Here is a 26,268-nt window from a genome sequence, read left to right on the forward strand (position 1 = left end):
TTTGAACGTTCTGGAGTTTCCGGCTGATGGAATACAACGCCTTTTTTCCGCCCCACGAGGGACTGCGATTGAAAGATATCGCGGACCGTTTTGGGGCGGAACTGTCTGATGATGCGGCGGGAGAGCGGATCATTCGGTCCGTTGCGCCGGTCTACCGGGCAAAACCCGATCAGCTCTGCTATATTCTTTCGCGCAAGAACCGCGATGAGCTGCAGACCTGCGACGCTGGCGCCGTCATTTGTGACGCCGCACTTGTAGACATGCTTCCGTCTCACACCCCTGCGCTGATATCGAAAAACCCGCACACGCTTTTTGCGCAGGTGGGTGCCTTGCTGCATCCCTCCGCCATGCGGCCCGGTCCGATCGCGCGTATGGAAGCCGAAATTTCTCATGCTGCGCATGTCGATCCATCCGCAAAGCTGGAGGCGGGTGTCATCGTCGAGTCTCTCGCCGTGATTGGAGCTGGCGCCCATATCGGCTCTGGTACGCGCATCGGTCCAGGCGTCATCATCGGGCAGGATGTGCAGATCGGACGCGATTGCACCATTGCCGGCGGCGCAAGCGTTCTTGCAGCCCTCATCGGTAATAATGTGATTATCCATAACGGCGCGCGCATCGGTCAGGACGGTTTCGGTTATGCTCCCGGTCCGCGCGGCATGTTGAAGATCGTGCAGATCGGCCGGGTCATCATTCAGGACAATGTCGAGATTGGCGCCAACACCACGATTGATCGCGGCACCATGGATGATACGGTCATCGGCGAAGGCACCAAGATCGACAATCAGGTCCAGATCGGCCACAACGTCCGCATCGGCCGCCATTGCGGCATCGTCAGCAAGGTCGGCATTGCGGGCAGCACCCGCATCGGCGACGGTGTGATGATTGGCGGCGCGGCCGGCATCAATGGCCATATCAACATTGGCGACGGCGTACAGATCGCGGCGATGAGCGGCGTTGTGGCGGACGTTCCGGCAGGCGCCCGTTATGGCGGCACGCCCGCGCGTCCGATGAAATATTTCCTGCGCGACATGGCCGAAATTCTGGCACGCGCTGAAGGGCGTGATAAAAAAACAGGAGAGAAAAACAATGACTGAAGAAACGAAGACGGCGCTCGGCGCGGCTGACATTCTGGAAGTCATGAAGCTTTTGCCGCATCGTTACCCATTCCTGCTGATCGACAAGATCATCGAGATCGACGGTAACAACTCGGCCATTGGCATCAAGAACGTGACGGTCAACGAGCCGCATTTCACCGGTCACTTCCCGGACCGGCCGATCATGCCGGGCGTTCTGATCGTCGAGGCCATGGCCCAGACGGCAGGCGCGATCTGCGCTCGCAGCCAGGGCGAGGGCGGTCACCTAGTTTACTTCATGACAATCGACAATGCACGGTTCCGCAAACCCGTGATTCCCGGCGATCGTCTGGAAATCCATGTCGTCAAGCAGCGCCAGCGCGGTAATGTCTTCAAATTCCATTGCGAAGCGAAGGTGGACGGCGCGCTGGTGGCGGAGGCAGATGTCGGCGCCATGATGATCCCCGAGGATCAGCAATGAGCACGATTGCCGCCTCGGCCAGAATTCACCCGAGCGCCGTGATCGAAGACGGTGCGGTGATCGGTGAAAACGTCGTCATCGGTGCGCTGAGCTATGTCGGCGCGAAAGTCACGCTGCATGACGATGTTCAGCTGCACAATCACGCCGTTGTTTCCGGCCTGACCGTCATCGGCCGTGGCTCGGTCGTCCATCCCATGGCGGTCATCGGCGGGACGCCGCAGGCAATTCGCCACGACGGTTCGGAAACGACCCTCGAGATCGGTGAGCGCTGCATCATGCGTGAAGGCGTGACGATGAACGCCGGCAGCTCCGATGGCAGCAGCAAGACCATTATCGGTGACGATAATCTCTTCCTCGCCAATTCGCATGTGGCGCATGATTGCCGCCTCGGCAGCCACATCGTGCTTTCCAACAATGTGATGCTGGCGGGCCATGTCACCATTGAGGACCGCGCTATTCTCGGCGGCGGCTGCGCCGTACACCAGTTCACCCGCATCGGCCGCCAGGCCTTTATCGGCGGACTTTCGGCGGTCAATTACGATGTCATTCCCTATGGCATGCTGAATGGCAATCCCGGCATCCTCGGCGGCCTGAACGTCGTCGGCATGACCCGTGCCGGCATCGAGCGCGCCGATATCCATAAGGTCAGACGCGTCTACAAGGCGATTTTCGAGGCCGAAGGCACGATCCGCGGCAATGCAGCGGCCATCGACCGTAACGATTATCTGGATTGCCCGCAGGCGCTTGAAGTCATCGATTTCATCGGTGCGGATAGCGACCGCGCGATCTCTTCGCCCAACCGGGGCAAGTGAGCCGTGACAGGCGGCGGGCGTCTCGCCATTGTGGCCGGCAGCGGCCAGCTGCCGCTTTATGTGGCGGCCGCCGCTCGTGAGATGGGCGAGAACCCTTTCATCGTGCGCCTGCGTGATGATTCCCGTTTCGACTGGAGCGGTTTCGACAATGCCGTCATCAGTGTCGGCGATGTTGCCGGGCTTGGCCGCCTGCTGCGCGAAAACCGGGTAGACCGTGTCGTGCTGTCCGGCGCCGTGGCGCGGCGTCCGGAATGGCGCGAGATCCGCCCTACAGTCGGCATACTGCTCAAATTGCCTTCCATTGTCAGGACGCTGCTGTCGAGCGGCGACGACGCCGTTCTGCAGATGGTTATCAAGATCATCGGCACGCTCGGCGCAAAAGTCATCGGCGCTCACGAGATCGCCCCCGGCCTGCTGGCCGCGATAGGCCCTTTCGGTACGCAAAAACCTGCCGAGGATGATCTGCGCGATATACGCAAGGCGGCTGAAGCCGCGCTTGCGCTCGGCAAGCTCGATGTGGGGCAGGGCGCGGTCGCCGTCGGCGGCCGCATCGTTGCGCTGGAAGGCGTTGAGGGCACGGATGCCATGCTGGCGCGCGTTGCGGCATTGCGCGCCAAAGGACGTATATCCCCGCGCCGCAGGGGTGTGCTCGTAAAGCTCTGCAAGCCGCAGCAGGATGTGCGCGCCGACCTGCCGACAATCGGTGTGGAAACGGTGGAGAATGCGCGAAAAGCCGGGCTGGCGGGTATCGCCGTCGAAGCCGGGCGGGCGCTGGTGCTCGATCGCGAGGCGATGTTGAAAGCGGCCGATGAGGCGGGCATATTCGTCTGCGGCATCGATACATCACTTGGCGGAGACATGATCTGATGACGGCGGCATTAAAAGTGGCGGTCATAGCCGGGGAAGTATCCGGCGATCTTTTAGGCGCGGATCTGATCCGCTCGCTTAAGGCCCAATATACGGGGCCTGTCGAGCTGGTCGGGGTCGGTGGCGAGGCGCTGGAAGCGCAGGGACTGGTTTCCCTGTTCGACTATTCCGAACTCTCCATCATGGGCTTTACGCAGGTTCTGAAAAAACTGCCGAAGCTCATTGCGCGGATCAACCAGACCGCTCAGGCAATCGCCGCCGCAAAGCCCGATATTCTGCTGATTATCGACAGCCCGGATTTCACCCATCGCGTTGCGAAAAAAGTCCGGCAGCAATTGCCGCATCTGCCGGTCGTCAATTACGTCTGCCCCAGCGTCTGGGCGTGGAAGGAATATCGCGCCACCGCGATGCTCTCCTATGTCGATCATGTGCTCGCTCTGCTGCCCTTCGAGCCGGAGGCCATGCGCCGTCTCGGCGGCCCGCCGACAACTTTTGTCGGTCATCGCCTCAGCGTCGACCCCGATGTGCTCTCCGTGCGCCAGAAGCGGGCGGAACGTTTTCTGCCGGCGGATGGCGAACCGAAGACTATTCTCCTCCTGCCAGGGTCGCGCTCCACTGAAACAACACGGCTGATGGAGCCGTTTCAGGCGGCGGCGAGAGCTTTTGTGGAGCGCAACGGTCCGACGCGGTTCCTGTTGCCCACCGTGCCGCGTCAGGAAAAACGCATCCGCGAACTGGCAGCGTCATGGCCGGAGGATATCAGGCCTGAAATCGGTATCGATTCCGCTTTCAAATGGAATGCGTTTGCTGAAGCCGATGCGGCGATTGCCGCTTCCGGCACGGTCATTCTGGAACTCGCGCTCGCGGGCGTGCCGACGATCTCGGTCTACAAGACCGACTGGATTTTCACCATGCTGAGCAAGCGGGTGAAGACGTGGACGGGGGCGCTGCCGAACCTGATTGCCGATTACGCCGTCGTGCCGGAATATTTCAACGAGGTGGTAAGGGCAGGTTCGATGCTGCGCTGGGCAGAGCGTCTGTCTTCCGACACCACCGAGCGGCAGGCGATGCTCGAAGGTTATGCACTCGTGCAGCAGCGTTTGCACACGGATGTGCCTCCGGGCGAAACCGGTGCGCGCATTCTTCTGGATGTCCTGAAGAGCAAAGCTCGTCCCTCACAATAATCATATAAGCACTCTCTCCCACGGGCTGCCGTCCTGCTGCCGATGCAGGCAGGCGAGGGCGCGATTTTACTGCATTTGATCGTTAGTGCGGCAAACGGCTGACCACCTGATAGCTCCCGGCCCATAAATTTCCGTCTGGCACACCTCTTGCTTTCAATCTTGTATGCAAGATAGCCATACATCAGAAAGCGCCCAGAGCGCGGTAGAAGACGCCATCATCTCCGGCATTCTTTCCGCGCGCATTCGTCCGGGAACCCGCCTCAGCGAGAACCAGCTCGCCAGCCTCTTCAGCGTGTCGCGCACGCGCATTCGCGAGGCCATGATGCGGCTGGAGACGCGCGGCATCGTCACCGTCAGCCCGCGCCGTGGCTGGTTCGTGGTGGAGCCTTCCGCCGAAGAATCCATCAAGGTCTATGAAGCACGGCGCATTATCGAATATGGGCTCTTGCGCAATCTTTCCGGCGTCAGCCCGGAAGGCATCGCCATCCTCGCCGATCATCTCGATGAGGAAAAGGCGGCGATTGCCAAAGGCGACCGCCAGCGCCTGACCTGCCTGATGGGCGATTTCCACATTCGCATCGCTGAAATCGCCGGCAACGAGATCATCGTCGAAACGCTGCGCGACCTGACGGCGAGAACCATCCTCATCTCCATGCTCTATCAGTCCGATTTCCATGCGCAGCAATCGCATGACGGACATTGCCGTATCTTCGAAGCGATAAAGGCTGCCGATTTTCATGGCGCCGCCGAACTCGCCATCCGCCATCTCGATGAAGTCGAAACCGGTCTCGATCTCACCCGCAGGCCGGATCCGCTCTACGAGCTTCGCAATTCCCTTTCACTTCAGCCCCTTTCCTCAAGCCCCAAGGAGTAATTCCCAATGATTTCCAGACGTTCATTGCTTGCCATTGCCGCGATTTCCGCAACGCTTGGTTTTTCGCCCGCAGCCTTTGCCGATGCGCTCGGTGATATCACCTCCCGCGGCACGATCCGCGTTGCCGTCCCACAGGATTTCCCGCCCTTTGGCAGCGTCGGCACGGATATGGCCCCGCAGGGCTACGATATCGACGTCGCCAATCTGATCGGCGAGAAGCTGGGCGTGAAGGTCGAACTCGTGCCGGTCACCAGCGCCAACCGCGTTCCCTATCTGCAGACCAACAAGGTCGATCTCGTGATTTCGAGCCTCGGCAAGAACCCGGACCGTGAAAAGGTCATCGACTTCTCCACCGCCTATGCGCCCTTCTTCAACGGCGTGTTCGCTCCGGATTCGGTTGCCGTCACCAAGGCGGAGGATTTGTCCGGCAAGACCATTGGCGTCACCCGTGGCGCGGTCGAGGATCTGGAGCTGACGAAGGTGGCGCCTGCCGATACGACCATCAAGCGTTATGAGGACAATAACGGCACGATCTCTGCCTTCCTCGCCGGCCAGGTAGAAGCCGTGGCCACGGGCAATGTCGTGGCCGCCGCCATTCTCGCCAAGAACCCGCCAAAGCGCCCCGAGCTGAAATTCCTGATCAAGAATTCGCCCTGCTATATCGGCCTGAACAAGGAGCAGCCGGCGCTGCTTGAAAAGGTCAACGCCATCATCGCCACCGCAAAGACCGATGGTTCCTTGAACACGATCGCGCAGAAATGGCTGAAAACCGACCTGCCCAAGGATCTCTGAGCAACCCGGCAAAATGCATGCGCCGGCCTCGCTTTGAGGCAGGACCGGCGCATGGTTTGTCCTCGCCGAAAGGAAGCATCGGGTGAAATACACATTCGATTTTGGATGGCTTCTCGACTATTACCCGCAGATCGCCAAGGGCATCGCCGTTACGCTGGAATTGATTGCCATTGGCGGCGTTCTCGGCATCGCACTCGGCATCGTCTGCGCCTGGGTGCGCGCGCTGGGGCCCAAATGGCTGCGGCCGCCGGTCGCGACCTATGTGGAACTCATTCGCAATACGCCATTCCTCATACAATTGTTTTTTATCTTTTTCGGCCTGCCATCGCTTGGCCTGCAATTGTCGGAATTGACCGCCGCCAATATCGCCATGGTGGTCAATCTCGGGGCCTATAGCTGCGAAATCATCCGCGCCGGCATTCAGGCGACGCCGAAGGGGCAGTTCGAGGCGGGGGCAAGCCTTGCCATGACCCGTTTCGAAACCTTCCGGCATGTGGTTCTGGTACCCTCGCTGCAACGCATCTGGCCCGCTCTTTCATCGCAGGTGGTGATCGTCATGCTTGGCTCGTCGGTCGTCTCGCAGATTGCTGCCGAGGATTTGACCTTCGCGGCCAATTTCATCCAGTCGCGCACCTTCCGCGCCTTCGAAGCCTATATGGTCTCCACCGTCATTTATCTCGTGCTCGCCATCCTTCTCCGGCAGGTGCTGGTGATGGGGGGCAACCTCATCTTTCCGCGCAGGAGTGTCCGATGATCGAATTCTCCACCTGGGATATTCTCAGAAACCTGCTGCTCGCCACGCGCTGGACGGTGTTGCTCTCGCTCGTCTCCTTTGCCGGCGGCGGCTTGGTGGCGCTGCTTCTGCTGTTCATGCGCATTTCTCGGAAAAAATCGATGCGGGCTTTCGCACGCTATTATGTCGAGCTTTTTCAGGGCACGCCGCTTTTGATGCAGCTCTTCATCGCCTTTTTCGGCCTCGGCCTGTTCGGCATCGATGTGCCGGCCTGGCTGGCGGCGGGCCTGACGCTGATCCTGTGGGCAGCGGCCTTCCTCACCGAAATCTGGCGCGGCTGCGTGGAATCCGTCGCCAAGGGCCAATGGGAGGCATCGGCGAGCCTTGCCATGGGACGCCTGCAGCAGATGCGTTATGTCATCCTGCCGCAGGCCATGCGGGTCGCCATTCCGCCAACCGTCGGTTTCTTCGTGCAGGTCATCAAGGGAACGGCCGTGACCTCGATCATCGGCTTCGTGGAACTGTCCAAGGCCGGCACGGTCGTTACCAACGCCACCTTCCAGCCCTTCACCGTTTATGGCCTCGTCGCCCTCATCTATTTCGCGCTGTGCTGGCCTCTGTCGAAGAGCAGCCAGATCCTCGAAAGGAAGCTCAATGTCGCTCATCGAAATCACTGAAGTCCGCAAAAGCTATGGCAGCAACGAGGTTCTGAAGGGCATCAACCTCGATGTGGAGCCGGGCGAGGTCATCGCCATCATCGGCAAGAGCGGATCGGGAAAATCGACCCTGCTTCGCTGCATCAACGGGCTGGAGACGATTTCGGCCGGTTCCATATCGGTCGCCGGCGCGCAGCTTCTCGAAGACGATCTGCATCTGAAAGCCCTGCGGCTGAAGGTCGGCATGATCTTCCAGCAGTTCAACCTCTTCCCGCATCAGACCGTCGGCGGCAACGTCATGCTGTCGCAGGCCGTGGTGAAGAAGACCCCAAAGCCGGAAGCGGAAGCCGTAGCCCGCAAGATGCTGGAACGGGTCGGGCTGGCGCATAAATTCGATGCCTATCCCGATGAATTGTCCGGCGGCCAGCAACAGCGCGTCGCCATTGCCCGCGCGCTCGCCATGCAGCCGATCGCGCTGCTGTGCGATGAAATCACCTCGGCGCTCGATCCCGAACTTGTCGCGGAAGTTCTGGCCGTCGTACGTGAACTTGCCGCTGAAGGCATGACGCTCTTGATGGTGACGCATGAAATGAAGTTTGCGCGCGACGTCTGCTCCCGCGTCGTCTTCATGCATGAGGGCAGGGTGCATGAAATTGGCCCGCCGGAAGAGGTGTTTTCCAATCCAGCAACACCCGAACTCAAGCAGTTCCTGGGCGTTGCTGCACGCCACTGAGAACCATTTGGGTGCCCAACAAAAAAGGCCGGCGGGTGAAAACCTGCCGGCCTTTGATCTTATAGGGTTTCTCGGCTTAGCGCTTGGAAACCGGAACGTAATCGCGCTTGCCGGCGCCCGTATAGAGCTGGCGCGGACGGCCGATGCGCTGCTGCGGATCTTCGATCATTTCGTTCCACTGTGCGATCCAGCCGACGGTGCGGGCAAGAGCGAAGAGAACGGTGAACATGGTCGTGGGGAAGCCGAGCGCCTTCAGCGTGATGCCGGAATAGAAGTCGACATTCGGGTAAAGCTTCTTTTCGACGAAGTAGGGGTCGGAAAGGGCGATCTTTTCCAGCTCCAGCGCGACCTGCATGATCGGATCGTCGGAGTTGCCGGTGGCTTCCAGCACTTCGTACATCGTCTTCTGCATGATCTTGGCGCGCGGGTCGTAGTTTTTGTAGACGCGGTGGCCAAAGCCCATCAGGCGGAACGGATCGTTCTTGTCCTTGGCGCGGGCGATATATTCCGGAATACGGTCAACCGTGCCGATTTCGTTCAGCATGTTGAGCGCCGCTTCGTTGGCGCCGCCGTGAGCCGGGCCCCAGAGGCAGGCGATGCCAGCCGCGATACAGGCGAACGGGTTCGCACCCGAAGAACCGGCAAGACGCACCGTGGAGGTGGAGGCGTTCTGCTCGTGATCGGCATGCAGGATGAAGATGCGGTCCATGGCGCGGGCCAGAACCGGATCGACCTTGTAATCCTCGCAGGGCACGGCAAAGCACATGTGCAGGAAGTTCGAGGCGTAATCGAGGTCGTTCTTCGGGTAAACGAAGGGCTGGCCGATATGGTACTTGTAAGCCATGGCGGCGATCGTCGGCATCTTGGCGATCATGCGCAGCGAAGCGACCATGCGCTGGTGCGGATCGGTAATGTCGGTCGAGTCGTGATAGAAGGCGGAGAGAGCACCGACCGTGCCGCACATGACGGCCATCGGATGCGCATCGCGGCGGTAGCCGGTGAAGAAGCGGCTCATCTGTTCATGCACCATGGTGTGGCGCGTGACGCGGGTGTCGAAATCCTTCTTCTGAGCCGCGGTCGGCAGTTCGCCGTAAAGCAGCAGATAGCAGGTTTCCAGGAAGTCGCCCTGTTCGGCGAGCTGCTCGATGGGGAAGCCACGATGCAGGAGAACGCCTTCGTCACCGTCGATATAGGTGATCTTGGATTCGCAGGAGGCCGTCGACGTGAAACCCGGGTCGTAAGTGAAAGAGCCCGTGTGCTTGTACAGCGTGGCGATATCGACGACGCTTGGTCCGATCGTGCCTTCCCTGACCGGGAGTTCGACCTGCTTTTCGCCAAGTGTCACTGTAGCGCTTTTTTCCGTCATACTGATCCTCCGAAAACATGCGGGTGGGGGCGTTGAGATACGCCCCGCGGTTAAGCGTCTACCGATTAGCTATATGATCCTTGCGCAGATGCCAAGCTATCCAAAGGTCAAATTGTGCATTGCGGCAAACGCAATTGCCTTGCTTTCGTCTTTCCCAGCGATGGCAATTCAATCTCAGTCAACGCAGGGTTAAAGGAAAGGATTGCAATCCCTCGCATCCGCCTGCAAACCTGTTCCCGGTGCGGCAGGGGCGCGGCGCGGATTGCTCGGTCAAGGGGAAAAACAGCATTTCAGATATGCCGAAACGATGCAGGGCGATTTGCCCGGCACGGCGGAAATCCTTTATCCGCTTCGCAGAACCGGCGATGTCGCGACATATGACACGCCCGCCCTTGTCAGCAAGCCGAACCTGCGAGTTGTCGCCTCTCAAAAAATCGCCGCATGCGTCGCCGAGGAGCGCGCATTCGGCCACGATTTTCTTTTCGTCCCGGTTTTCATCGGCTGCGGCGCGATCCTCTGGTTTTCCCTCAATACCTCGCCTTCATTCTCCGTTCTGGTGATCACATGTCTCATCGCCGCCGGTCTGGCGTTCTTCGCGAAATATCGCTCGGGTTTCGCAGCGACGGCCTGCGGCCTTTTCGCGCTGCTTTTGCTGGGCATGCTTTTCGCCGGGGTCGAAACATGGCGTGCGGGAACGGTGGTGCTGGATACGCCCGTCACCACCACCATTACCGGCACGGTGACCCGCCGGGAGGTGGATGCGCGCGGGGACTGGCGATATGTGGTGCAACTAACCGCAACGGAAGCGCCGGCATTGTCACGCCCGCCGGGCAAGGTCTCGCTCCTGTCACGCGGGGGAGGCGAGCCCGCCGCACTCGGCGCGACCATTCGTGGCAAGGCGCGACTTTCGCCGCCATCTGGCCCGGCCTTGCCGGGGCTCAACGATTTCGCCTTCGCCTCCTATTTCAGGGGCATAGGCGCGACCGGATTCTTCTATAAACCGCCACAGACGCTCACTCCACCCGGCATCGACGCGAAGACGAACTGGCTGGAATGGGCCGACATGCGGCTCTATGGCCTTCGCACCGCCATTGCCGAACGCATTCGCAACACCATCGGCGGCGATGCCGGCGCCTTTGCTGCCTCCATTGTCACCGATGAGAGACAGGCCATATCCGCCGAAACGATGGAAGCGTTGCGGCTTTCCGGCCTTGCCCATATCGTCGCCATATCCGGGCTCAACATGGCGCTGGCGTCGGGCATATTTTTCGTGGGGCTGAGGCTTGCCTTCAGTCTTTTTCCGGCATTTGCGCAGCGCTGGCCCGTGAAGAAGATTTCGGCTTTCGCCGCACTCTTGATGACGCTTGCCTATTATCTGATTTCAGGTTTCGCCGTTTCCGCCGAACGCGCCTGGCTGATGATGTCGGTGATGCTGATCGCGGTGCTGTTCGATCAACCCTCGCTCAGCCTCAGGAATGTTGCGCTTTCCGCTTTGGTCATTCTCGCTTTTTCGCCCTCGGAAATCATGGGTCCGAGCTTTCAGATGTCTTTTGCCGCGACCATCGCGCTCGTCGCCTCCTACGCCGCCTGGAGCCGCTGGCGTATTGATCGCGAGCGTCTGTTCATTGGGCGCAAACCGGCATGGATGACGGTGGCGCAAACGGCGGGCGCCATTATCGGCGGTGTCATCACGACGTCGTTGATCGGCGGTCTTTCGACGGCGATCTATTCGGTCGAGCATTTTCAGCGTGTCACCACCTATGGACTTTTCGCCAATCTGGCCGCCATGCCGCTGATGTCGCTGATCGTCATGCCTTTCGGCCTCGTCGCCATGCTGCTGATGCCTTTCGGGCTCGACGCACCATTCCTGAAGGTCATGGGATACGGCATGGCCCTCGTCATCGAGGTTGCGCAGGAGGTGGCGTCCTGGGGCGGAAGTGCAGCGACGGGCCGGCCACACGGGTGGTTTCTGGGGCTCGCCTCGGCTGGTTTTCTGCTGCTGACTTTGCTGCGCAGCCGGCTTGCGCTTCTGGGCATGCCGCTTCTGTTCCTCGCCTTCGGCCTGTCATCCGCCACGGCCTATCGCGATCCGCCCGATTTGCTTGTTCACGAGGATGGCGAGCTGGTGGCGCTGCTGGAGGACGGCAAAGCCTACACGACGAAGGCTCAGCCGCAGGGTTTCGTTTATGGCCAGTGGCAAAGGGCGCTGCTTTTGCCGGAACAGCCTGTGCCGCCGGTCTTTCTCAAGACCGAGGCCACGGCAAACACCGCGGCTTTGACCACGAAGGCGAGGCTTGATCCGCAAGAGATGAGCGCGGTTGCACGGCAGATGACGGCAGCCCTGAGAGACGCCGAGCCCGGTGTTTTCACCTGCAGCAAAGGCACATGGTGCGTTGCGCGCGCGGGAAGCGGCGAATGGATCATCGTTCTGGAAGATGGCCGCTTTGCTGGAAAGGCTTGCGATATTGCCGATATCGTTATCGTCTCCCGCAGAACGTTATTCTCCCAATGCCGCTCGGGCGCACTTCTGCTGAACCGCGATATCCTGCGGCGGATCGGTTCGCTGGAAATGGACTTCGCCGGCAGCGATCAGGCAGGGGTAGTCGGCAGGCTGCGCGCCGCAATCGTCGGAATGGACAGGCCCTGGAGCGAACATCGCTATTACGACTGGAAAAGCGGCCGTTTCGATCGCGACGTGCCCGATGCCGTCATGCGGTTGCTGGCGGCATCGCAATAGAGCGCCGCCAGCATGGACCGTCACGCCTTGATGCGCAGATCCGCGGTCAATTCGCCGATCCCGCTAATTTCCTCTTCATGCGCCGCGTCGCGCCAGACTTCCTTCAACCCGGCCTCGTACCATTCGCGCATGGCGGGAAGGGTGAGCAGCCGGTCGCAATAGGCTCTCGCCGCGGGCGAAAGTTCCGCGCCATAAGTCTGGAAACGAAATGCCACCGGGCAGAAGAAGGCATCGACCGCCGTAAATTTCTGGCCGGCAAGAAAAGGTCCGCCGAATTTAGCGAGACCTTCGCTCCACAGCGTATCGATGCGGTTTATATCGGCCGCAAGCCCGGCATCGCCACCCTTCGGTTTTACGCGAATGCCGACCGACATCGGGTAGAGATTGCGCAGCGAGGAAAAGCCCGCATGCATTTCGCTCGCCGCCGACCGTGACCAGGCCCTTGCCTGCTTGTCGCTCGCCCAGACGCCCTGATGTCTTTCCGCCAGATATTCGGCGATCGACAGCGATTCCCAAACCGTCACGCCCTCATCGACAAGGCAGGGCACCTTGCCGGTCGGCGAGAAGGTGGAGAAGGAAACGCCTTCGCCGAAGGGAATGAGTTTTTCATCGAAGGCGATGCCGAGCGTGCGCATCAATACCCAGGGCCGCAGCGACCATGAGGAATAGTTCTTGTTGGCGATATAAAGATCGTACATGACGTGTTTCCCCGATATGACGCGCATTTCTATACCGGCGGATGGCCCTTGGAATATTTCAAATAATCCATGGCTCCCATAAGCCGCGTTGATGAATGGGAAGTTGAGGGCAGGGAGAAGGAGGCATATCCAAGTCACCGCCCGGAGATGAGGCGAAATACACCCTCTCTTTACTTCCGCTGAGCCGCATTGTTCCAGGGAACAAGCCAAGATGCCTCAAAGGGAGCGTCATCATTTCGATGACGCCCCTAGCGAAAAAGGCGGGGTGCCAATTAATGGTAGCGGCGGATCAGTCCAACCAGCTTGCCCTGGATTTTCACCCGGTCCGGTCCGAAAATACGGGTCTCATAGGCGGGATTAGCCGCTTCCAGAGCGATGGAGGCTCCCTTGCGGCGGAAACGCTTCAGGGTCGCTTCTTCATCATCCACCAGTGCTACGACGATATCGCCCGGATTAGCCGTATTGCCGTTGCGAATGATGACGGTATCGCCATCAAAAATGCCGGCCTCGATCATCGAGTCGCCCTTGACCTCAAGAGCGTAATGTTCGCCTGAGCCGAGCATGTCGACCGGCACGGCCACATCATGGGTGTTGTTCTGGATGGCGGAAATCGGCACACCGGCGGCGATGCGGCCCATGACCGGCACGGTGACGGCGCCGCCGAGATCATTGGCCGGCGCCTTGGGGGCAGGGGCCGGCTCCGGCGTCTTCGGCTTGCCGAGGCTGCCTTCAATGACGCTCGGCGAGAAGCCGCGCTGCGGCCTTGCACCCGGCGCATAGGCCTCAGGCAATTTGATCACTTCCAGCGCCCGCGCCCTGTTAGGTAGCCGGCGAATGAAGCCGCGCTCTTCGAGTGCGGTGATCAGCCGGTGGATGCCGGATTTGGAGGCAAGATCGAGTGCGTCCTTCATTTCATCGAAGGAGGGCGGCACGCCGGACTCTTTCATTCTTTCATGAATGAAGAGAAGCAATTCCTGCTGTTTGCGCGTGAGCATGAGGAAAACACCCTTGAGAATCGTCGTTGAAGTCGCGAAACAAATACAGAACGAACACTATATGTTCCATATGTGTTCCGCAATCCCCTAAAATTTCGTGAAGGGTGCATCGCAGATCGTGATTTGATCGTCGAAACCATGAACAAAGCAGATTGAACGATGTAAGCGGCACATCTTGAATACTAAAACCACCGACCGGGAGACCCGGCCGGTGGTTTCTGGCTGCCGATTTGCTACGCGCCGAACGTCAGTAGATCGTGAGCGCAGGAATGAAGCTGACCGCGATAAGGAGCAGCATCGCCATGGTGAAGAACGGCCACAATTCCCTCGTCGTTGCGCCGAGCGGCGCTCTGGCTATGGAGGACGAGATGAAGAGCGTGGTGCCGATCGGTGGCGTATAGAGCCCAATACCGAGATTGATCACCATCATCATGCCGAGCTGCACCCGGTCGAGCCCGATCATATCCGCAAGCGGCACGAAGATCGGTCCGAGCAGCAGGATCGACGGCGGCAGATCGAGCGGCATGCCGATGATCAGCATCAGGATGTTCATCATCAGAATGATCAGGATCGGGTTGGAGATATTCTCGGCTACCCAGGTGGCGAAATGCTGGGGCGCCTGATCGAAGGTGAGCACCCAGCCCACCGCCGCACTGCCCATGATGACCAGCATGACGACGCCGGTTGCAGAGCCGGCCTCGACAAAATTGTCGCAGAAACGCTTCCACGTCAGATCGCGATAAAAGAAGATGCTGAGCACGAGCGAATAGACGACGGAAAGAACGGCCACTTCTGTCGGCGTTGCAAAGCCGAATCGCAGGCCGAGGATGATAAGGATCGGCAGAAGGATCGCCGGCAGGCTGCGGAATGCAAGTAGCGCCAGATCGCGCTTGCGGATGCGTTCGTCACGCACCGCATAGCCCCGCCGCACGGCAATGGCCCAGCAGACGAAGATGAAACCGACGGCCATGAGCAGGCCCGGCAGAATGCCGGCGATGAACAGATTGGCGATGCTGACGCCGCTGACCAGCGAATAGAGGATCATCGGGATCGACGGCGGAATGAGCACGTCGATGACAGCCGAGGTGGCATTGTTGGCCGCACAAAGGGGAGCGGGGTAGCCCTGGCGCTTTTGCCATGGAATGAGCACCGAGCCGAGTGCGCTCGCATTGGCGACCGCCGAGCCGGAAACGCCGCCGAACACGACCGACGAAATGACGGTGGTGGAAAGCGGGCCGCCGCGCCAGCGCTGCATGGCCTTGGAGGCGAGTTCGAGAAGCTGGGTTCCAAGTTTGCCGCCGAGCATCAGTGTGCCCGCGAGCATGAAGAACGGCAGCGCCAGCATCGGGAAAGACTGCGTCTGGTCGTAAACCTGCTGCGCCACGATCGAAAGCGGCACATAACCGTTCCACAGCACGGCGACGCCGGCAGAGATGATCAGCGCATAGCCGACCGGAACCGCAATCATCATGAGAATACAAAATGCGATGATCATCACGATGGTCATAGCGGCATCTCCTCGGTTGCACCGTGCGGGCGGGCATGCCAGCCGCCGGAGAGAATGCGCAGGCTTGCCGTTGCGGTCGTGACCGAGACCAGTGCCGCGCCGAAGGCGATGGAATAATATCCGATGCTGTTGGGCAGTTGCAGCACAGGGCTGATTTCCGCGCCGGCGATCTCGGCGACGACAAGCGCCTGCTGCGCGAGAATGACGAAGCTTGCGACCGTCACGAGATTGGCGAACAGCAGAACCGCCACCTTGCCGCGTTCGTCGAACTTGTCATAGATCCATTCAACCGCCATATGCGCGCCGCTCTGCGCGGCAAGGGTAATGCCGGCGACGATGAACCATGGAAACAGCATGGTCGGCAATTCTTCCGCAAAATCCAGCCCGCCGGATGTCGATAGATAGCGGACGATGACGTTTGCGGTCATGATGACCGTGAGCAGAATGCCGGTTGCCACGATGATGATGCGGCAGAGGATGGCGATGAAACTGTCAACGCGATTGGCGGCGGACAAGGCTCCTTCGAGCATTGGCGCATCTCCTGAAAACTGAAACCGTATGAATGTCGGCGTGAGCGAGGCTCCCGCCGATCCTGTCGGTGGACATGAAGGTGAGGCCGGGCGGCATGAACCGGCCCGGCATCCTGATCGTCAGCCCTTGGCGGCCTTCTCCAGCTCGGCGACGAAATCGCCGAAGGGCTTCTGCTTCCATGTCTCCAGCACCTGCGCGGTCGCTTTCGCGAAAGCGGCGTGGTCGATGTCCTCCACCACCTCGATGGCGGCGTTGGCCTTGAAGGCGGCCAGAGACGCGCTTGCCTTTTCCGCCGAGAGTTTGCGCTGAAGCGCTCCTGCCTCCTTCGCCGCCGCCTTGACCGCCTCGAAATCCTTGCCCAGCCGCCCCTCGGCGAATTTGGACATCAGGAACGGGGTAGACTCCCATTTATGGGCGGTGAGGCTGATATGTTTGTTGACCTCGTAAAGCTTGGAGCTTTCGATATTCACCAGCGGATTTTCCTGCCCGTCGACGACGCCCTGCTGAAGCGCGATGTAGAGTTCGCCGAAGGCGATCTGAACCGTCGCCGCATCGAGCGCCTTGAAAATATCCATGGTCATCGGGTCGGCGGGGGTACGGATTTTCAGGCCCGCGACGTCCTGCGGCTTGGTGATGGCGTGTTTGGAATTGGAGACATGACGGATGCCGTTGTCCCACCAGTCGAGCGGCACGATGCCGACCTTCTGGAAGCGCGCATCGAGCGATGCGCCGACATCGCCTTCGAGCACCTTGATCGCCTGATCGGCATTGCTGAACAGGAAGGGCAGGCCGAGCGCCGCGAGTTCTGGAACAACGCTCGAAACCGGACCCTGGCTGTTGGCGGTGAAATCAAGCGCCCCGGTGCGCAGGCTGGTCAGCATGGCGGCGTCGCTGCCAAGCGTTTCCGAACCGGCGACATTGATCGCCACGCGGCCTTCGGTTTTCTGGGCAACGAGTTCCGCGAATTTCGCGGCCGCGAGCGTGCGCGGATTGCCCGGCGCAGCCCCATGGCCGAGCGTCAGCGTCGTGGCGGCCCGGGCGTTGCGGGCTGTCGTCAGAATGGCCGGCGCAGCCAGTGCCAGTCCGGTACCGGTCAGGAACATACGCCTGTTGATGGAAATACTCATTTTTCTCCTCCCTGGATTTAAACACCCTCGGCGTTGTCCGATCACGCGGATAACGCGCTCCACTCCCTTGAAACCGCCGGCTCCCTCCGGCTGATTCCGCACTCTGTTTGAGCTTCAGCCTTTAGACCGAACCGCGCGGTACTTCAAAACTTTCATTCTCCAGCCACGTCCTTGCGCGCGCCACGATCATCGCCGTCGAGATGCCGTAGCGGTCATGCAGGGTGGGCAACGCACCCGCATCCAGAAAAGCATCGGGCAGGGCGATCTGCCGCAGGCGCGGCGCCCGGCCGCTTTTCATCAGCGCCATTGCCACGGCCTCTCCAAGCCCGCCGATTTCGCTGTGGTTTTCCGCCACGATGACCAGACGATCCGCCCGGTCCACTTCCGCGAAGATCGAGGCGGTATCGAGCGGCTTGATGGTGGGGGAATGCAACACGGCGCAGCCGACGCCCTCCTTCTCAAGCAGGGCAGCCGCTTCGAGAACCCGCATCGTCAATATGCCGGACGATATGAAAAGGACCTGCGCACCATCGCGGATAAGCTTCGCCTTGCCAAGTTCGAACCGATAGCCATATTCTTCGAGCACCACCGGCACCTGGCCACGCAGCAGGCGCATATAAACGGGGCCGTTATAATCCGTAATCGCCGGCACCGCGCCTTCTATGTCGGTCGCATCGCACGGGTCGATGATCGTCATGTTCGGCAGCGCGCGAAAAATCGCCAGATCGTCGGTTGCCTGATGGCTGGGGCCGTAACCCGTCGTCAGGCCGGGCAGGGCGCAGACGATCTTCACCGGCAGGTTTTCCTCGGCAATTGCCATCGCGATGAAATCATATGCGCGGCGGGCGGCAAAGACCGCATAGGTGGTCGCGAAGGGCACGAAACCTTCGCGCGCCAGACCGGCGGCGGTGCTCATCAAAAGCTGCTCGGCCATGCCCATCTGATAAAAGCGCTCGGGAAAGGCTTTGGCGAAAATATGCAGGTCGGTATATTTGCCGAGATCGGCCGTGAGGCCGACAATATCCTCGCGTTCCTTCGCCAGCTGAACGAGAGCGTGACCGAAGGGAGCAGGGCGTGTCGGCTGGCCCTCGGCGGCGATGGAGGCGATCATCGCCGATGTGGTGAGGCGCTTCTGCGGGGCTGCTGCACTCATTGCGGCCGTCCTTCTTCAAGGGCGTCGAGCGCCAGCTTCCATTCATGCGCTTCCACGCGAATGAAATGGGTGATTTCGCGGTTTTCGAGAAAGGGCACGCCGTGGCCCATCCGGGTATCGAAAATGATGGCGCGCGGCCTGTCATCGGTAAGTGACATGGCGATATCGAAGGCCTCGCGAACCTTGTCGATATCGTTGCCGTCCACGCGCTGCACATGCCAGCCGAAGGCTGCGAATTTGGCGTCCACAGGTTCGGAGGACAGCATCTCGCGGGAAGGGCCGTCCGCCTGCTGATTGTTGAAGTCCACGAGATTGATGAGATTGCCGAGCCTGTGATGGGATGCGCCCATGGCGGCCTCCCAGGTCGAACCTTCGCCCAACTCGCCATCCGACATCAGGTTGATGATGAACCGGTCTGAATTCTTGCGCTTGAGGCCAAGAGCCATGCCCACCGCTATGCCAAGCCCATGGCCGAGCGATCCGCCGGTGATTTCCATGCCCGGCGTATAGGAGGCCATGCCGGACATGGGCAGGCGCGAGCCGTCGCAGCCATAGGTCTCCAGCTCATCTTCCGGAATGATGCCCGCCTCGATGAGCGCTGCGTAAAGTGCAATCGCATAATGGCCGATGGAGAGCAGAAACCGGTCGCGGCCTTCCCAATGGGGATCGTCCGCCCGGTAACGCATGGTGTGAAACCAGGCCACCGCCAGAACATCGGCAATGCCGAGCGCCTGGCCGACATAACCCTGTCCCTGCACCTCACCCATCAAAAGGGCGTTGCGCCGGATGCGCCAGGCGCGTTCCGCCAGCGATACATTCGCCAGCGCCACTTCCTTCGTTGCATCTGCGTGCCGATATCCCTGAGCCATGGTTTCCTCCTCCCGGTCAGAAAAATCGAAGCCGGCTTCCCGGCTTCGACAGGTGGTTTTCAGTGAATGAGCATTCCGCCATTCACATCGACAACCGCACCGGTGACGTAGGAGGAGAGGTCCGAGGCGAGGAAAAGATAGATATTGGCGACATCGATGGCATCGCCGAGACGGTTGAGCGGAATGCCCTTGAGAATGTCGCGGCGCATGTCGTCGGTCAGCTTGCCGCCGGTAATGTCGGTCTGGATCAGGCCGGGAGTGACGGAGTTGACGCGAATGCCGTCAGGTCCGAATTCACGCGCCATGGCCTTTGCGAGACCGAGAACGCCCGCCTTTGCCGCCGAATAATGCGGTCCGCCGAAGATGCCGCCGCCACGCTGTGCGGAGACCGACGACATGCAGGCAATCGAGCCGCCGCCATTGTCGCGCATATTGGGAATGAAGGCCTGGCTGAAATTCAGCACACCGGTCATGTTGACATCGACGATACGCTGCCAGTCCGCGCCGGTAATGTCGAGCGTCTTCACCGGCTGGGTAATGCCGGCATTATTGATGAGGATATCGATCTTGCCGAAAGCGGCGATGACTTTTTGCGCGGCCGCCTCGCAGGAGGCGCGATCCGCCACATTGCCGCCGACGCCGAGATGCTCGCCGCCATCCACTTTTTCAAGCGAGGCTGCGGCTTCGATGCTGCCGGCTTCATCCAGATCCACGATGGCGACGCGGGCGCCGTGGCGGGCGAAAAGTTCCGCCGTGGCGCGGCCGATGCCGCGTTTGCTGGCGGCGCCTGAAATAACCGCGGTCTTTCCATTCAACAACATAAGCAATCCTCCCAAGCCGGGCGGGCCGGCTCCATACGCTTGACGGCGGTGCTCCCGACCTGCCGCCGCATCCAGTCCTGCGACGAATGCAGCCTCGATATTGCAGATGGGCAGAGGGCGCTTCAAACGCGAAGTTTACATCATCTCATGAATCTGCTTCAGTAATCGAATGTTGAACGGCATTTCACTCACCTCCATCCGCGCCTTCGAATCCGCCGCCCGGCTCGGCTCATTCCGGGCCGCTGCCGATGAGCTCAACCTGTCGGCGAGCGCCGTCAGCCACGCCATCGTCAAGCTCGAAAGGGTGCTCGGCACGCCGCTTTTCGAGCGCACCACACGAACCGTGCGCCTGACTGCGGCGGGGCAGACGCTTCTGGCACATGCATCGAACGCCTTCGAGGAGTTGCGGCAGGGCATCGAGGTGGTGTCCTCCAACCGCTCCCATCTTCTGCGCCTGCATTGCGCGCCGAGCTATGCGGCGCAGGTATTGTCTCCGCGCCTGCCGCAATTCTTGAACGCCAATCCGGGCATTGAGGTGCGGCTGGCCGCCAGCACGGCCTATGTGCGTTTCGTCGATGGTGAATTCGATGCCGATATCATCTATGGCGAACCGCAGGGAGACGATCTCATCATTATTCCGCTGGGCAGGGAGCGTGTCACGCCGCTGTGCTCGCCGGCGCTCGCGGACGAGATCAGGACACCCCGGGATTTGAACCGGCAATTGCTTATTCGAAGCGACAACAAACGTCTGCAATGGCCGGACTGGTTCGAGGCCAATGGGCTCGGCAAGCCGCCCATTCAGGCCATGAGTTTCGACCGCAGTTTCCTGGCGATCGATGCCGCCGCCAATGGCGTCGGTGTGGCGCTGGAATCGACACGGCTTGCCCATCGCGAGATAAAATCCGGGCGGCTGGTCGCGCCCTTGAGCGGCGCGACGCAGGACCTTCACTATGTCGGCCATTATCTCACCTATCCCAAATCCGGCAGCCAGCGCAGGCTGGCAAGACGCTTTGCCGACTGGCTGATCGAAGATCTTCAGGATCCTGCATTTGAATAGGAATGCGATTGTTACGTGAATTGAATTCACTGGCGCGTTAATTTTTTCCGCTTGCTCACGAGCGGACCTCTCCGTCATTTTCCGGTCGGAATAATGAGGTTGCAGCGTGATCGGCATCGTCCCTTCGGCTGCGGCTCAAGGGGAGGATTGCATGAAAGATCGCATCATATCGGCGTCCGGCGCGCCATATGACGGCTATGGGCGCGAGGAGATGCTGGAGAGCATCGCCAGGATCGGTTTTCGCCATGTGGAGCCTGCCTTTATCGTCGGTTACACCGAACCATTCGACGAAAGCGCGTTCCTGCCGGCTGAAATGGCGTCATGGCGCCGGTCGCTGAGCGATGCCGGGCTCGGCTGCCATGCCATGTCGTCGCATATCGATCTTGGACTGGAGGATTCCGTAGAAATTTTCACCGGCAGAATGGCTTTTGCGGCGGGAATCGGCGCGAAGGTAATCGCCACCAATGCCTCGGCCCGGCAGCGCGAAGACCGGTTCCTGCGCAATATCGAGGTGCTTCTGCGCCGTGCCGAGGCCTTCGGCATCGTAATCGGGCTGGAAAATCCCGGCGATGGCAGCGACAACCTTTTCAACATCGCGCAGGAGGGCATCGCGCTCACGCGGCGTTTCGGCTCCCCATGGCTTGGGCTGAATTATGACGCGGCCAATACCGCGTCCCATCGTCCGCAACTCAAAAATTTTGCCGATGACGCGGTGGCGGCGCTGCCCGCCTCGGTCCACGCGCATATCAAGGACGTTAAACTAACGCCGGAAGGCTGGTTTTTCGTGCCGGTGGGCGAAGGCGATATCGATTGCGGCAAGCTGCTCGGTGAGATTGCCAAAAAGCCGGAGATGCCGATCAGCATCGAGTTTCCAGCGCGCCTTCACCGTCGCGCGGATGCCCAGCCGGTAAGGCGTATCAGCCCCGCATCGCTTCGGGAAATAGAGCAGGCGCTGACGGTTTCGCTTGACGCGGTCAAAAGAGGATTGGCCGGGGGCGGAGCCGCAAGCTCGGCCGCTGTCGCCTGAGAGGCGGCCCGAGAAGCGATAGGGGCTGGCGCGTAGACGGCATAAAGGAGGAGAGTAATGCAGAGATTTGTGAATAACCCCGACGAGGTGGTCGAGGATACGGTAAAAGGTTTCGTCAAGGCCCATCGCGACATCGTGCGCCTTGCGGAAAATCCGCGTGTCGTCGTTGCCAGATGTGCACCGGTCGCCGGCAAGGTCGGCGTGGTCACGGGCGGCGGCTCGGGCCACGAGCCGGCCTTTATCGGTTACACCGGCCGCAACATGCTGGATGCCGTCGCCGTCGGCGAATTGTTTTCATCACCCACGGCCAAGAGCTTTCACGACGCGATCCGCGAAGCCAATGGCGGCAGGGGCGTGATCGTGCTCTACGGCAATTATGCCGGCGACAATATGAATGTGAAGATGGCGACAAAGCTCGCCGCCAAAGACGGCATCGAGATCGCCACCGTCGTCGCCAATGACGATGTGTGTTCCGCGGCCCCGCAGGAGCGTGAGAAACGCCGCGGTGTCGCCGGCGAAATCTTCATGTGGAAGATCGGCGGCGCCAAGGCGGCAGGCGGCGCTTCGCTGGAGGAGGTGCGGGCAACCGCCCAGAAGGCCATCGACAATTGCCGCTCCATCGGCGTCGGTCTCGGCCCCTGCACCCTGCCGGCGGTCGGCCATCCCAACTTCCAGATCGAACCGGGCGCGATGGAAGTGGGCATAGGCCACCATGGCGAACCCGGCGTTCGCGTCGAGAAGCTGAAATCCGCCGCTGATGTGGCGAAGGACATGTGCAAGATCGTGCTCGACGATCACAACCTGCCGGCCGGCAGCGAGGTGGCGGTGCTGGTCTCCGGCCTTGGCGCGACGCCCGTCAACGAACTCTACATCCTCAACGACACGATAGAATCCGAGATTTCGGCGCGTGGCCTGAAAATCCACAAAACCTATATCGGCAACTATTTCACATCGCTTGAGATGGTGGGCGCGACTTTGACCGTGATGGCGCTGGATGACGAGCTGAAACCGCTGCTCGATGCCGAGGCGCTTTGCACCGTTATGCTGTGAGGAGAAAATTCATGCAGTCTTTTCAGAACGCCAAGGCCGGCGACATCGTTCTCTCCATGGCCGAAAGGATCATCGAAAACCGCGCCTATCTCAGCGAGATCGACGGCAAGATCGGTGATGGCGACCATGGCGTGAACATGGCCAAGGGATTCGGCATGGCCGCAGACCGGCTGAGAGGGCAGGACGCCTCGCTTGCCAAGGCGCTCGATACGCTCGGCACGATCCTGATGACGGAAATCGGCGGCTCCATGGGGCCTCTTTATGGGGTGATGTTTACGGAATTCGCCGAGAAAATCGAAAATGCCGATGTTATTGATGCACCGTCCTTCAGCAGAATGCTGCATGCCGGCCTCGAAGGCGTCAGTTCCATCGGTTCGGCCAAGGTGGGCGACAAGACGCTGCTGGATACGCTGGTGCCGGCCGTTACGGCATTCGACACCGCCACCGCCTCGGGCGCGTCATTCCACGATGCTGCCGCAGCCCTTGTCGTCGCCGCCGAAACCGGCAGGGATTCGACCATCAATCTCGTGGCGAAGATCGGCCGCGCCAGCCGTCTCGGCGAGCGCTCGCTCGGTGTTCTCGATGCGGGCGCCACCTCCTGCGCGCTCATCCTGCGAAGCCTTGCCGAAGGCGCACAGGCCAGATTGCAATCGTGAAAACAGAAGATAGCGGCCGCAGCCCGTCGGGGCTCGCGCGCGACTAACCGGAGATTTGGAAATGAGAATTGTCGCGGGCGCCGACAGCGCCGGAAAACCCCTGCTGGATGCGGTGCTCGCCCATCTCTCGGGCAGGCAAGGGCTGACGGTCGTGGATCGAAGCCAGGACGGATTTTATGCCGATCTGGCCGAAGCTGTGGCCGGCAGCATCATCGCCGGCGAGTTCGATCGCGGCCTCTTGTTTTGCGGAACCGGCATCGGCGTCTGCATTTCCGCCAACAAGGTGCCCGGCATCCGCGCCGCCTTGACCCATGATACCTATTCCGCCGAACGGGCGGCGAAATCCAACAACGCCCAGATCATCACCATGGGCGCCCGCGTGATCGGCCCGGAACTGGCGAAAGCCATCGTCGACACCTGGCTGGCATCGGATTTCGATCCGAAAGGATCTTCGGCGAAAAACGTGGAGGCGATCAACCGTCTCGATGCATGCCGGTGAGCCATAGGTGCGTGACCGGGCCGGGCCGGCGAAGCTGATCGTTTGCATTGCTGGCGTCATCTGTGCTTTGGTCACGCACAAACCGGCTCGGCTTGACGCCCTGCCGCGCAGCACAGGGGCTCGATCATGGCGAACCGAAATAGTGTCGATCATCTCGTTTTGCCGGTACAGTCTCTTGCTGTGGCGAAAGACCGCCTTGAGCTTCTCGGCTTCACCGTCGCTCCGGAGGCCCTCCATCCCTTCGGCACGCAGAATGCCTGCGTTTTCTTCGCGGACGGCACCTATCTGGAACCGCTCGCCATTGCTGATCCGGCTAAATATAATGACTCGGTGAACAGGCGCGACGTGTTCACCGGTAGGGATCGGGCCTTTCGGCAGCGTCATGGCGAGGACGGTTTTTCAGCCCTGGTGGCAAGAAGCGAAAGCGCCATTGCCGATCATGACAGGTTTTCCGCGTCCGGCTTCTCGGCAGGCGATATCTTTGAATTTTCACGGCCCGTGCGGATGCCGGACGGCTCACAGAGTGAGGCGGCATTCCGGCTGGCATTCGCAGCGAGCGGCGCGGCTTCGGATTTCTTTCTGTTCAGTTGCCAGCGATTGCAGGCTTTGCCGAGTGACCGGGCGGCGCTGGAGCGTCACGCCAATGGTGCTTCCGGTCTCAGCGAGATCGTTCTGTTTTCCGGCGGCGATCCCAACGCTGTACGTCTGATCGAAACGGTATTTGCCTGTGAGGAGGAGATGTCTCCAGATGGAGATATTCTTTTTGCGACCGGCAATGCGCGCATCAGGCTGAACCAAAAACCGGCCTTCAGCGAAAGCCTGCTCAATCCTCCCAATGGACTGCACGGCGCAGGCATCGTCTTTTCCGTTGACGATCTTGCCGTGACAGAAGCGGTGCTTGCTGCTAATGGCGTCTCCAGCGCAGAAGCGGGCGGCCGTCTGGTGGTGTCCGCCGCGCCCGGTCAGGGCGTTGCATTCGCCTTCGAGGAAAAATGATGAGCGTTACGAACAATCTCAAAGTCACCGCCGGCGACGGCGCCAATTCGGTTTCCTTTTCCAATAGCGAGCGATTTTCCCTGATCGCCGGCCCCTGCCAGATGGAGAGCCGCGAACATGCCTTCATGATCGCCGGTGTCCTGAAGGAGCTTTGCGACAAGCTGGGGATCGGGCTCGTTTATAAGTCGTCCTTCGACAAGGCGAACCGTACTTCGCTTTCCGGCAAGCGCGGCATCGGCCTTGAGAGCGCCATGCAGGTTTTCGCCGATCTCAAGAAGGAATTCGGCTTTCCGGTGTTGACCGACATTCACACCGAAGAACAATGCGCCATCGTGTCCGAAGTGGTGGATGTGCTGCAGATTCCGGCGTTTCTCAGCCGCCAGACCGATCTTCTCGTCGCCGCCGCGAAAACCGGCCGCGTCATCAACGTCAAGAAGGGCCAGTTCCTGGCCCCCTGGGACATGAAGAATGTGCTGGCCAAGCTCAACGAGAGCGGCAATCCGAATGTGCTTCTGTGCGAGCGCGGCGCCTCCTTCGGTTACAACACGCTTGTTTCCGATATGCGCTCGCTGCCGATCATGGCTTCGCTCGGCGCGCCTGTTGTCTTTGATGCCACCCATTCGGTGCAGCAGCCGGGCGGGCAGGGCGGTTCCACGGGCGGCCAGCGTGAATTCGTCGAGACTCTGGCGCGGGCGGCGGTTGCTGTCGGCGTCGCAGGCCTCTTCATCGAGACCCATGAGGACCCGGACAATGCACCGTCCGACGGCCCCAACATGGTCCATCTGAAGGACATGCCGAAACTGCTGGAAAAGCTGCTCGCCTTCGACGCCATTACCAAAGCCTGAGGGGCGGCGGGCGTTGCGGCGGGCACTGTCTGTGCCAATCGATTTTAATGGCGGGCGGGCCGTTTCTGCCGCCCGTCGTCATTGTAATTTCTTCGCCATCGTCTAAGACAGGCGACGGAAAATATCTGT

General features: G+C 60.4%; 27 protein-coding genes. 18 read left to right on the forward strand and 9 right to left on the reverse strand.

Going from position 1 to position 26,268, the window contains the following annotated elements; all coding sequences use genetic code 11:
- The first annotated feature begins 26 nt into the window (after nucleotides 1-26).
- From lpxD to CFBP4996_RS05325, 10 genes are all read left to right on the forward strand, one after another.
- Nucleotides 27-1,094, forward strand: a complete 1,068-nt coding sequence (lpxD, locus tag CFBP4996_RS05280; RefSeq protein ID WP_080852143.1) for a UDP-3-O-(3-hydroxymyristoyl)glucosamine N-acyltransferase — start codon at nucleotides 27-29, stop codon at nucleotides 1,092-1,094.
- Nucleotides 1,087-1,554 (forward strand): 3-hydroxyacyl-ACP dehydratase FabZ, encoded by a 468-nt coding sequence (fabZ, locus tag CFBP4996_RS05285; RefSeq protein WP_003521400.1) that lies wholly within the window; start codon nucleotides 1,087-1,089, stop codon nucleotides 1,552-1,554. Before lpxD ends, fabZ begins: the two co-directional genes overlap by 8 nt.
- Nucleotides 1,551-2,366 carry an acyl-ACP--UDP-N-acetylglucosamine O-acyltransferase gene (gene lpxA / locus CFBP4996_RS05290; protein ID WP_003521399.1) on the forward strand — a complete coding sequence of 272 codons (816 nt, stop codon included), beginning with the start codon at nucleotides 1,551-1,553 and terminating at the stop codon, nucleotides 2,364-2,366. Before fabZ ends, lpxA begins: the two co-directional genes overlap by 4 nt.
- A 3-nt stretch (nucleotides 2,367-2,369) precedes the next feature.
- On the forward strand, nucleotides 2,370-3,233 hold the full coding sequence (locus CFBP4996_RS05295; RefSeq protein WP_162935878.1) for an LpxI family protein: 864 nt from the start codon (nucleotides 2,370-2,372) through the stop codon (nucleotides 3,231-3,233).
- On the forward strand, nucleotides 3,233-4,417 hold the full coding sequence (gene lpxB / locus CFBP4996_RS05300) for a lipid-A-disaccharide synthase (protein ID WP_080852142.1): 1,185 nt from the start codon (nucleotides 3,233-3,235) through the stop codon (nucleotides 4,415-4,417). The genes CFBP4996_RS05295 and lpxB overlap by 1 nt, the downstream gene beginning before the upstream one ends.
- 163 nt (nucleotides 4,418-4,580) lie before the next feature.
- Complete coding sequence (locus tag CFBP4996_RS05305; protein ID WP_080852138.1) at nucleotides 4,581-5,291, forward strand: GntR family transcriptional regulator; 711 nt, start codon at nucleotides 4,581-4,583, stop codon at nucleotides 5,289-5,291.
- A 6-nt stretch (nucleotides 5,292-5,297) separates the two neighbouring features.
- Nucleotides 5,298-6,083, forward strand: a complete 786-nt coding sequence (locus CFBP4996_RS05310; RefSeq protein ID WP_035261717.1) for a transporter substrate-binding domain-containing protein — start codon at nucleotides 5,298-5,300, stop codon at nucleotides 6,081-6,083.
- An 82-nt stretch (nucleotides 6,084-6,165) separates the two neighbouring features.
- Nucleotides 6,166-6,837, forward strand: a complete 672-nt coding sequence (locus CFBP4996_RS05315) for an amino acid ABC transporter permease (RefSeq protein ID WP_035261720.1) — start codon at nucleotides 6,166-6,168, stop codon at nucleotides 6,835-6,837.
- A complete protein-coding gene (locus CFBP4996_RS05320; protein WP_003521390.1) occupies nucleotides 6,834-7,493 on the forward strand; it encodes an amino acid ABC transporter permease in 660 nt (219 codons plus the stop codon). Before CFBP4996_RS05315 ends, CFBP4996_RS05320 begins: the two co-directional genes overlap by 4 nt.
- Nucleotides 7,471-8,205: an amino acid ABC transporter ATP-binding protein gene (locus CFBP4996_RS05325; protein ID WP_080852137.1), complete on the forward strand. Its 735-nt coding sequence runs from the start codon at nucleotides 7,471-7,473 to the stop codon at nucleotides 8,203-8,205. The genes CFBP4996_RS05320 and CFBP4996_RS05325 overlap by 23 nt, the downstream gene beginning before the upstream one ends.
- A 76-nt stretch (nucleotides 8,206-8,281) precedes the next feature.
- On the opposite strand, the gene gltA is transcribed toward CFBP4996_RS05325, so the two are convergent.
- Complete coding sequence (gene gltA, locus CFBP4996_RS05330) at nucleotides 8,282-9,571, reverse strand: citrate synthase (RefSeq protein ID WP_003502585.1); 1,290 nt, start codon at nucleotides 9,569-9,571, stop codon at nucleotides 8,282-8,284.
- 307 nt (nucleotides 9,572-9,878) lie between these two features.
- Between gltA and CFBP4996_RS05335 the strand changes: the two genes are divergently transcribed.
- On the forward strand, nucleotides 9,879-12,308 hold the full coding sequence (locus tag CFBP4996_RS05335; RefSeq protein ID WP_080852136.1) for a ComEC/Rec2 family competence protein: 2,430 nt from the start codon (nucleotides 9,879-9,881) through the stop codon (nucleotides 12,306-12,308).
- Between the two features lie 20 nt (nucleotides 12,309-12,328).
- On the opposite strand, the gene CFBP4996_RS05340 is transcribed toward CFBP4996_RS05335, so the two are convergent.
- From CFBP4996_RS05340 to CFBP4996_RS05375, 8 genes are all read right to left on the reverse strand, one after another.
- The gene (locus tag CFBP4996_RS05340; RefSeq protein WP_080852135.1) at nucleotides 12,329-13,006 is read right to left on the reverse strand and encodes a glutathione S-transferase family protein; all 678 of its coding nucleotides are present in this window, start codon (nucleotides 13,004-13,006) and stop codon (nucleotides 12,329-12,331) included.
- Between the two features lie 272 nt (nucleotides 13,007-13,278).
- The gene (gene lexA, locus CFBP4996_RS05345; protein ID WP_035261730.1) at nucleotides 13,279-14,001 is read right to left on the reverse strand and encodes a transcriptional repressor LexA; all 723 of its coding nucleotides are present in this window, start codon (nucleotides 13,999-14,001) and stop codon (nucleotides 13,279-13,281) included.
- 247 nt (nucleotides 14,002-14,248) lie between these two features.
- Nucleotides 14,249-15,508 (reverse strand): TRAP transporter large permease subunit, encoded by a 1,260-nt coding sequence (locus CFBP4996_RS05350; protein WP_059752818.1) that lies wholly within the window; start codon nucleotides 15,506-15,508, stop codon nucleotides 14,249-14,251.
- Nucleotides 15,505-16,038, reverse strand: coding sequence for a TRAP transporter small permease (locus CFBP4996_RS05355; protein ID WP_035261735.1), 534 nt, complete (start codon nucleotides 16,036-16,038; stop codon nucleotides 15,505-15,507). The genes CFBP4996_RS05350 and CFBP4996_RS05355 overlap by 4 nt, the downstream gene beginning before the upstream one ends.
- A 120-nt stretch (nucleotides 16,039-16,158) precedes the next feature.
- A complete protein-coding gene (locus tag CFBP4996_RS05360; RefSeq protein ID WP_059752824.1) occupies nucleotides 16,159-17,166 on the reverse strand; it encodes a TRAP transporter substrate-binding protein in 1,008 nt (335 codons plus the stop codon).
- Nucleotides 17,167-17,287: 121 nt separating this feature from the next.
- Nucleotides 17,288-18,319: a transketolase family protein gene (locus CFBP4996_RS05365; RefSeq protein ID WP_080852134.1), complete on the reverse strand. Its 1,032-nt coding sequence runs from the start codon at nucleotides 18,317-18,319 to the stop codon at nucleotides 17,288-17,290.
- A complete protein-coding gene (locus CFBP4996_RS05370; RefSeq protein ID WP_080852133.1) occupies nucleotides 18,316-19,188 on the reverse strand; it encodes a transketolase in 873 nt (290 codons plus the stop codon). The genes CFBP4996_RS05365 and CFBP4996_RS05370 overlap by 4 nt, the downstream gene beginning before the upstream one ends.
- A gap of 59 nt (nucleotides 19,189-19,247) precedes the next feature.
- Nucleotides 19,248-20,009, reverse strand: coding sequence for an SDR family NAD(P)-dependent oxidoreductase (locus CFBP4996_RS05375; protein WP_035262426.1), 762 nt, complete (start codon nucleotides 20,007-20,009; stop codon nucleotides 19,248-19,250).
- A gap of 169 nt (nucleotides 20,010-20,178) precedes the next feature.
- On the opposite strand from CFBP4996_RS05375, the gene CFBP4996_RS05380 reads away from it, so the two are divergent.
- The 7 genes from CFBP4996_RS05380 (at nucleotide 20,179) to kdsA (ending at nucleotide 26,139) form a co-directional block, all read left to right on the forward strand.
- Nucleotides 20,179-21,066, forward strand: coding sequence for a LysR substrate-binding domain-containing protein (locus CFBP4996_RS05380; RefSeq protein ID WP_080852132.1), 888 nt, complete (start codon nucleotides 20,179-20,181; stop codon nucleotides 21,064-21,066).
- Nucleotides 21,067-21,217: 151 nt separating this feature from the next.
- Nucleotides 21,218-22,093 (forward strand): sugar phosphate isomerase/epimerase family protein, encoded by an 876-nt coding sequence (locus CFBP4996_RS05385; RefSeq protein WP_080852131.1) that lies wholly within the window; start codon nucleotides 21,218-21,220, stop codon nucleotides 22,091-22,093.
- A gap of 57 nt (nucleotides 22,094-22,150) precedes the next feature.
- Nucleotides 22,151-23,143, forward strand: coding sequence for a dihydroxyacetone kinase subunit DhaK (locus CFBP4996_RS05390; protein ID WP_080852129.1), 993 nt, complete (start codon nucleotides 22,151-22,153; stop codon nucleotides 23,141-23,143).
- Nucleotides 23,144-23,154: 11 nt separating this feature from the next.
- Nucleotides 23,155-23,799, forward strand: coding sequence for a dihydroxyacetone kinase subunit DhaL (gene dhaL, locus CFBP4996_RS05395; RefSeq protein WP_080852128.1), 645 nt, complete (start codon nucleotides 23,155-23,157; stop codon nucleotides 23,797-23,799).
- A 61-nt stretch (nucleotides 23,800-23,860) separates the two neighbouring features.
- Nucleotides 23,861-24,298: a D-erythrulose-4-phosphate isomerase gene (gene derI, locus CFBP4996_RS05400; protein WP_003521371.1), complete on the forward strand. Its 438-nt coding sequence runs from the start codon at nucleotides 23,861-23,863 to the stop codon at nucleotides 24,296-24,298.
- A gap of 126 nt (nucleotides 24,299-24,424) precedes the next feature.
- Nucleotides 24,425-25,294, forward strand: coding sequence for a VOC family protein (locus CFBP4996_RS05405; RefSeq protein ID WP_080852126.1), 870 nt, complete (start codon nucleotides 24,425-24,427; stop codon nucleotides 25,292-25,294).
- Nucleotides 25,294-26,139 (forward strand): 3-deoxy-8-phosphooctulonate synthase, encoded by an 846-nt coding sequence (gene kdsA / locus CFBP4996_RS05410; protein WP_078053958.1) that lies wholly within the window; start codon nucleotides 25,294-25,296, stop codon nucleotides 26,137-26,139. The genes CFBP4996_RS05405 and kdsA overlap by 1 nt, the downstream gene beginning before the upstream one ends.
- Nucleotides 26,140-26,268: the final 129 nt, after the last annotated feature.

The organism is Agrobacterium leguminum (genome assembly GCF_005144435.2).
Taxonomy (GTDB): domain Bacteria; phylum Pseudomonadota; class Alphaproteobacteria; order Rhizobiales; family Rhizobiaceae; genus Agrobacterium; species Agrobacterium leguminum.

Excerpts from the sequence above, each read along its gene's own strand:
- CFBP4996_RS05350 (WP_059752818.1), bottom strand. The coding sequence starts at position 15,508 with ATGACCATCGTGATGATCATCGCATTTTGTATTCTCATGATGATTGCG.
- lpxB (WP_080852142.1), top strand. The coding sequence starts at position 3,233 with ATGACGGCGGCATTAAAAGTGGCGGTCATAGCCGGGGAAGTATCCGGC.
- CFBP4996_RS05305 (WP_080852138.1), top strand. The coding sequence starts at position 4,581 with ATGCAAGATAGCCATACATCAGAAAGCGCCCAGAGCGCGGTAGAAGAC.
- CFBP4996_RS05355 (WP_035261735.1), bottom strand. The coding sequence starts at position 16,038 with ATGCTCGAAGGAGCCTTGTCCGCCGCCAATCGCGTTGACAGTTTCATC.
- CFBP4996_RS05365 (WP_080852134.1), bottom strand. The coding sequence starts at position 18,319 with ATGAGTGCAGCAGCCCCGCAGAAGCGCCTCACCACATCGGCGATGATC.
- lpxA (WP_003521399.1), top strand. The coding sequence starts at position 1,551 with ATGAGCACGATTGCCGCCTCGGCCAGAATTCACCCGAGCGCCGTGATC.
- lpxD (WP_080852143.1), top strand. The coding sequence starts at position 27 with ATGGAATACAACGCCTTTTTTCCGCCCCACGAGGGACTGCGATTGAAA.
- CFBP4996_RS05385 (WP_080852131.1), top strand. The coding sequence starts at position 21,218 with ATGAAAGATCGCATCATATCGGCGTCCGGCGCGCCATATGACGGCTAT.
- CFBP4996_RS05325 (WP_080852137.1), top strand. The coding sequence starts at position 7,471 with ATGTCGCTCATCGAAATCACTGAAGTCCGCAAAAGCTATGGCAGCAAC.
- fabZ (WP_003521400.1), top strand. The coding sequence starts at position 1,087 with ATGACTGAAGAAACGAAGACGGCGCTCGGCGCGGCTGACATTCTGGAA.
- CFBP4996_RS05340 (WP_080852135.1), bottom strand. The coding sequence starts at position 13,006 with ATGTACGATCTTTATATCGCCAACAAGAACTATTCCTCATGGTCGCTG.
- CFBP4996_RS05360 (WP_059752824.1), bottom strand. The coding sequence starts at position 17,166 with ATGAGTATTTCCATCAACAGGCGTATGTTCCTGACCGGTACCGGACTG.
- CFBP4996_RS05380 (WP_080852132.1), top strand. The coding sequence starts at position 20,179 with ATGTTGAACGGCATTTCACTCACCTCCATCCGCGCCTTCGAATCCGCC.
- gltA (WP_003502585.1), bottom strand. The coding sequence starts at position 9,571 with ATGACGGAAAAAAGCGCTACAGTGACACTTGGCGAAAAGCAGGTCGAA.
- CFBP4996_RS05310 (WP_035261717.1), top strand. The coding sequence starts at position 5,298 with ATGATTTCCAGACGTTCATTGCTTGCCATTGCCGCGATTTCCGCAACG.
- CFBP4996_RS05375 (WP_035262426.1), bottom strand. The coding sequence starts at position 20,009 with ATGTTGTTGAATGGAAAGACCGCGGTTATTTCAGGCGCCGCCAGCAAA.
- lexA (WP_035261730.1), bottom strand. The coding sequence starts at position 14,001 with ATGCTCACGCGCAAACAGCAGGAATTGCTTCTCTTCATTCATGAAAGA.
- CFBP4996_RS05405 (WP_080852126.1), top strand. The coding sequence starts at position 24,425 with ATGGCGAACCGAAATAGTGTCGATCATCTCGTTTTGCCGGTACAGTCT.
- dhaL (WP_080852128.1), top strand. The coding sequence starts at position 23,155 with ATGCAGTCTTTTCAGAACGCCAAGGCCGGCGACATCGTTCTCTCCATG.
- CFBP4996_RS05335 (WP_080852136.1), top strand. The coding sequence starts at position 9,879 with ATGCAGGGCGATTTGCCCGGCACGGCGGAAATCCTTTATCCGCTTCGC.
- CFBP4996_RS05390 (WP_080852129.1), top strand. The coding sequence starts at position 22,151 with ATGCAGAGATTTGTGAATAACCCCGACGAGGTGGTCGAGGATACGGTA.
- kdsA (WP_078053958.1), top strand. The coding sequence starts at position 25,294 with ATGAGCGTTACGAACAATCTCAAAGTCACCGCCGGCGACGGCGCCAAT.
- derI (WP_003521371.1), top strand. The coding sequence starts at position 23,861 with ATGAGAATTGTCGCGGGCGCCGACAGCGCCGGAAAACCCCTGCTGGAT.
- CFBP4996_RS05370 (WP_080852133.1), bottom strand. The coding sequence starts at position 19,188 with ATGGCTCAGGGATATCGGCACGCAGATGCAACGAAGGAAGTGGCGCTG.
- CFBP4996_RS05320 (WP_003521390.1), top strand. The coding sequence starts at position 6,834 with ATGATCGAATTCTCCACCTGGGATATTCTCAGAAACCTGCTGCTCGCC.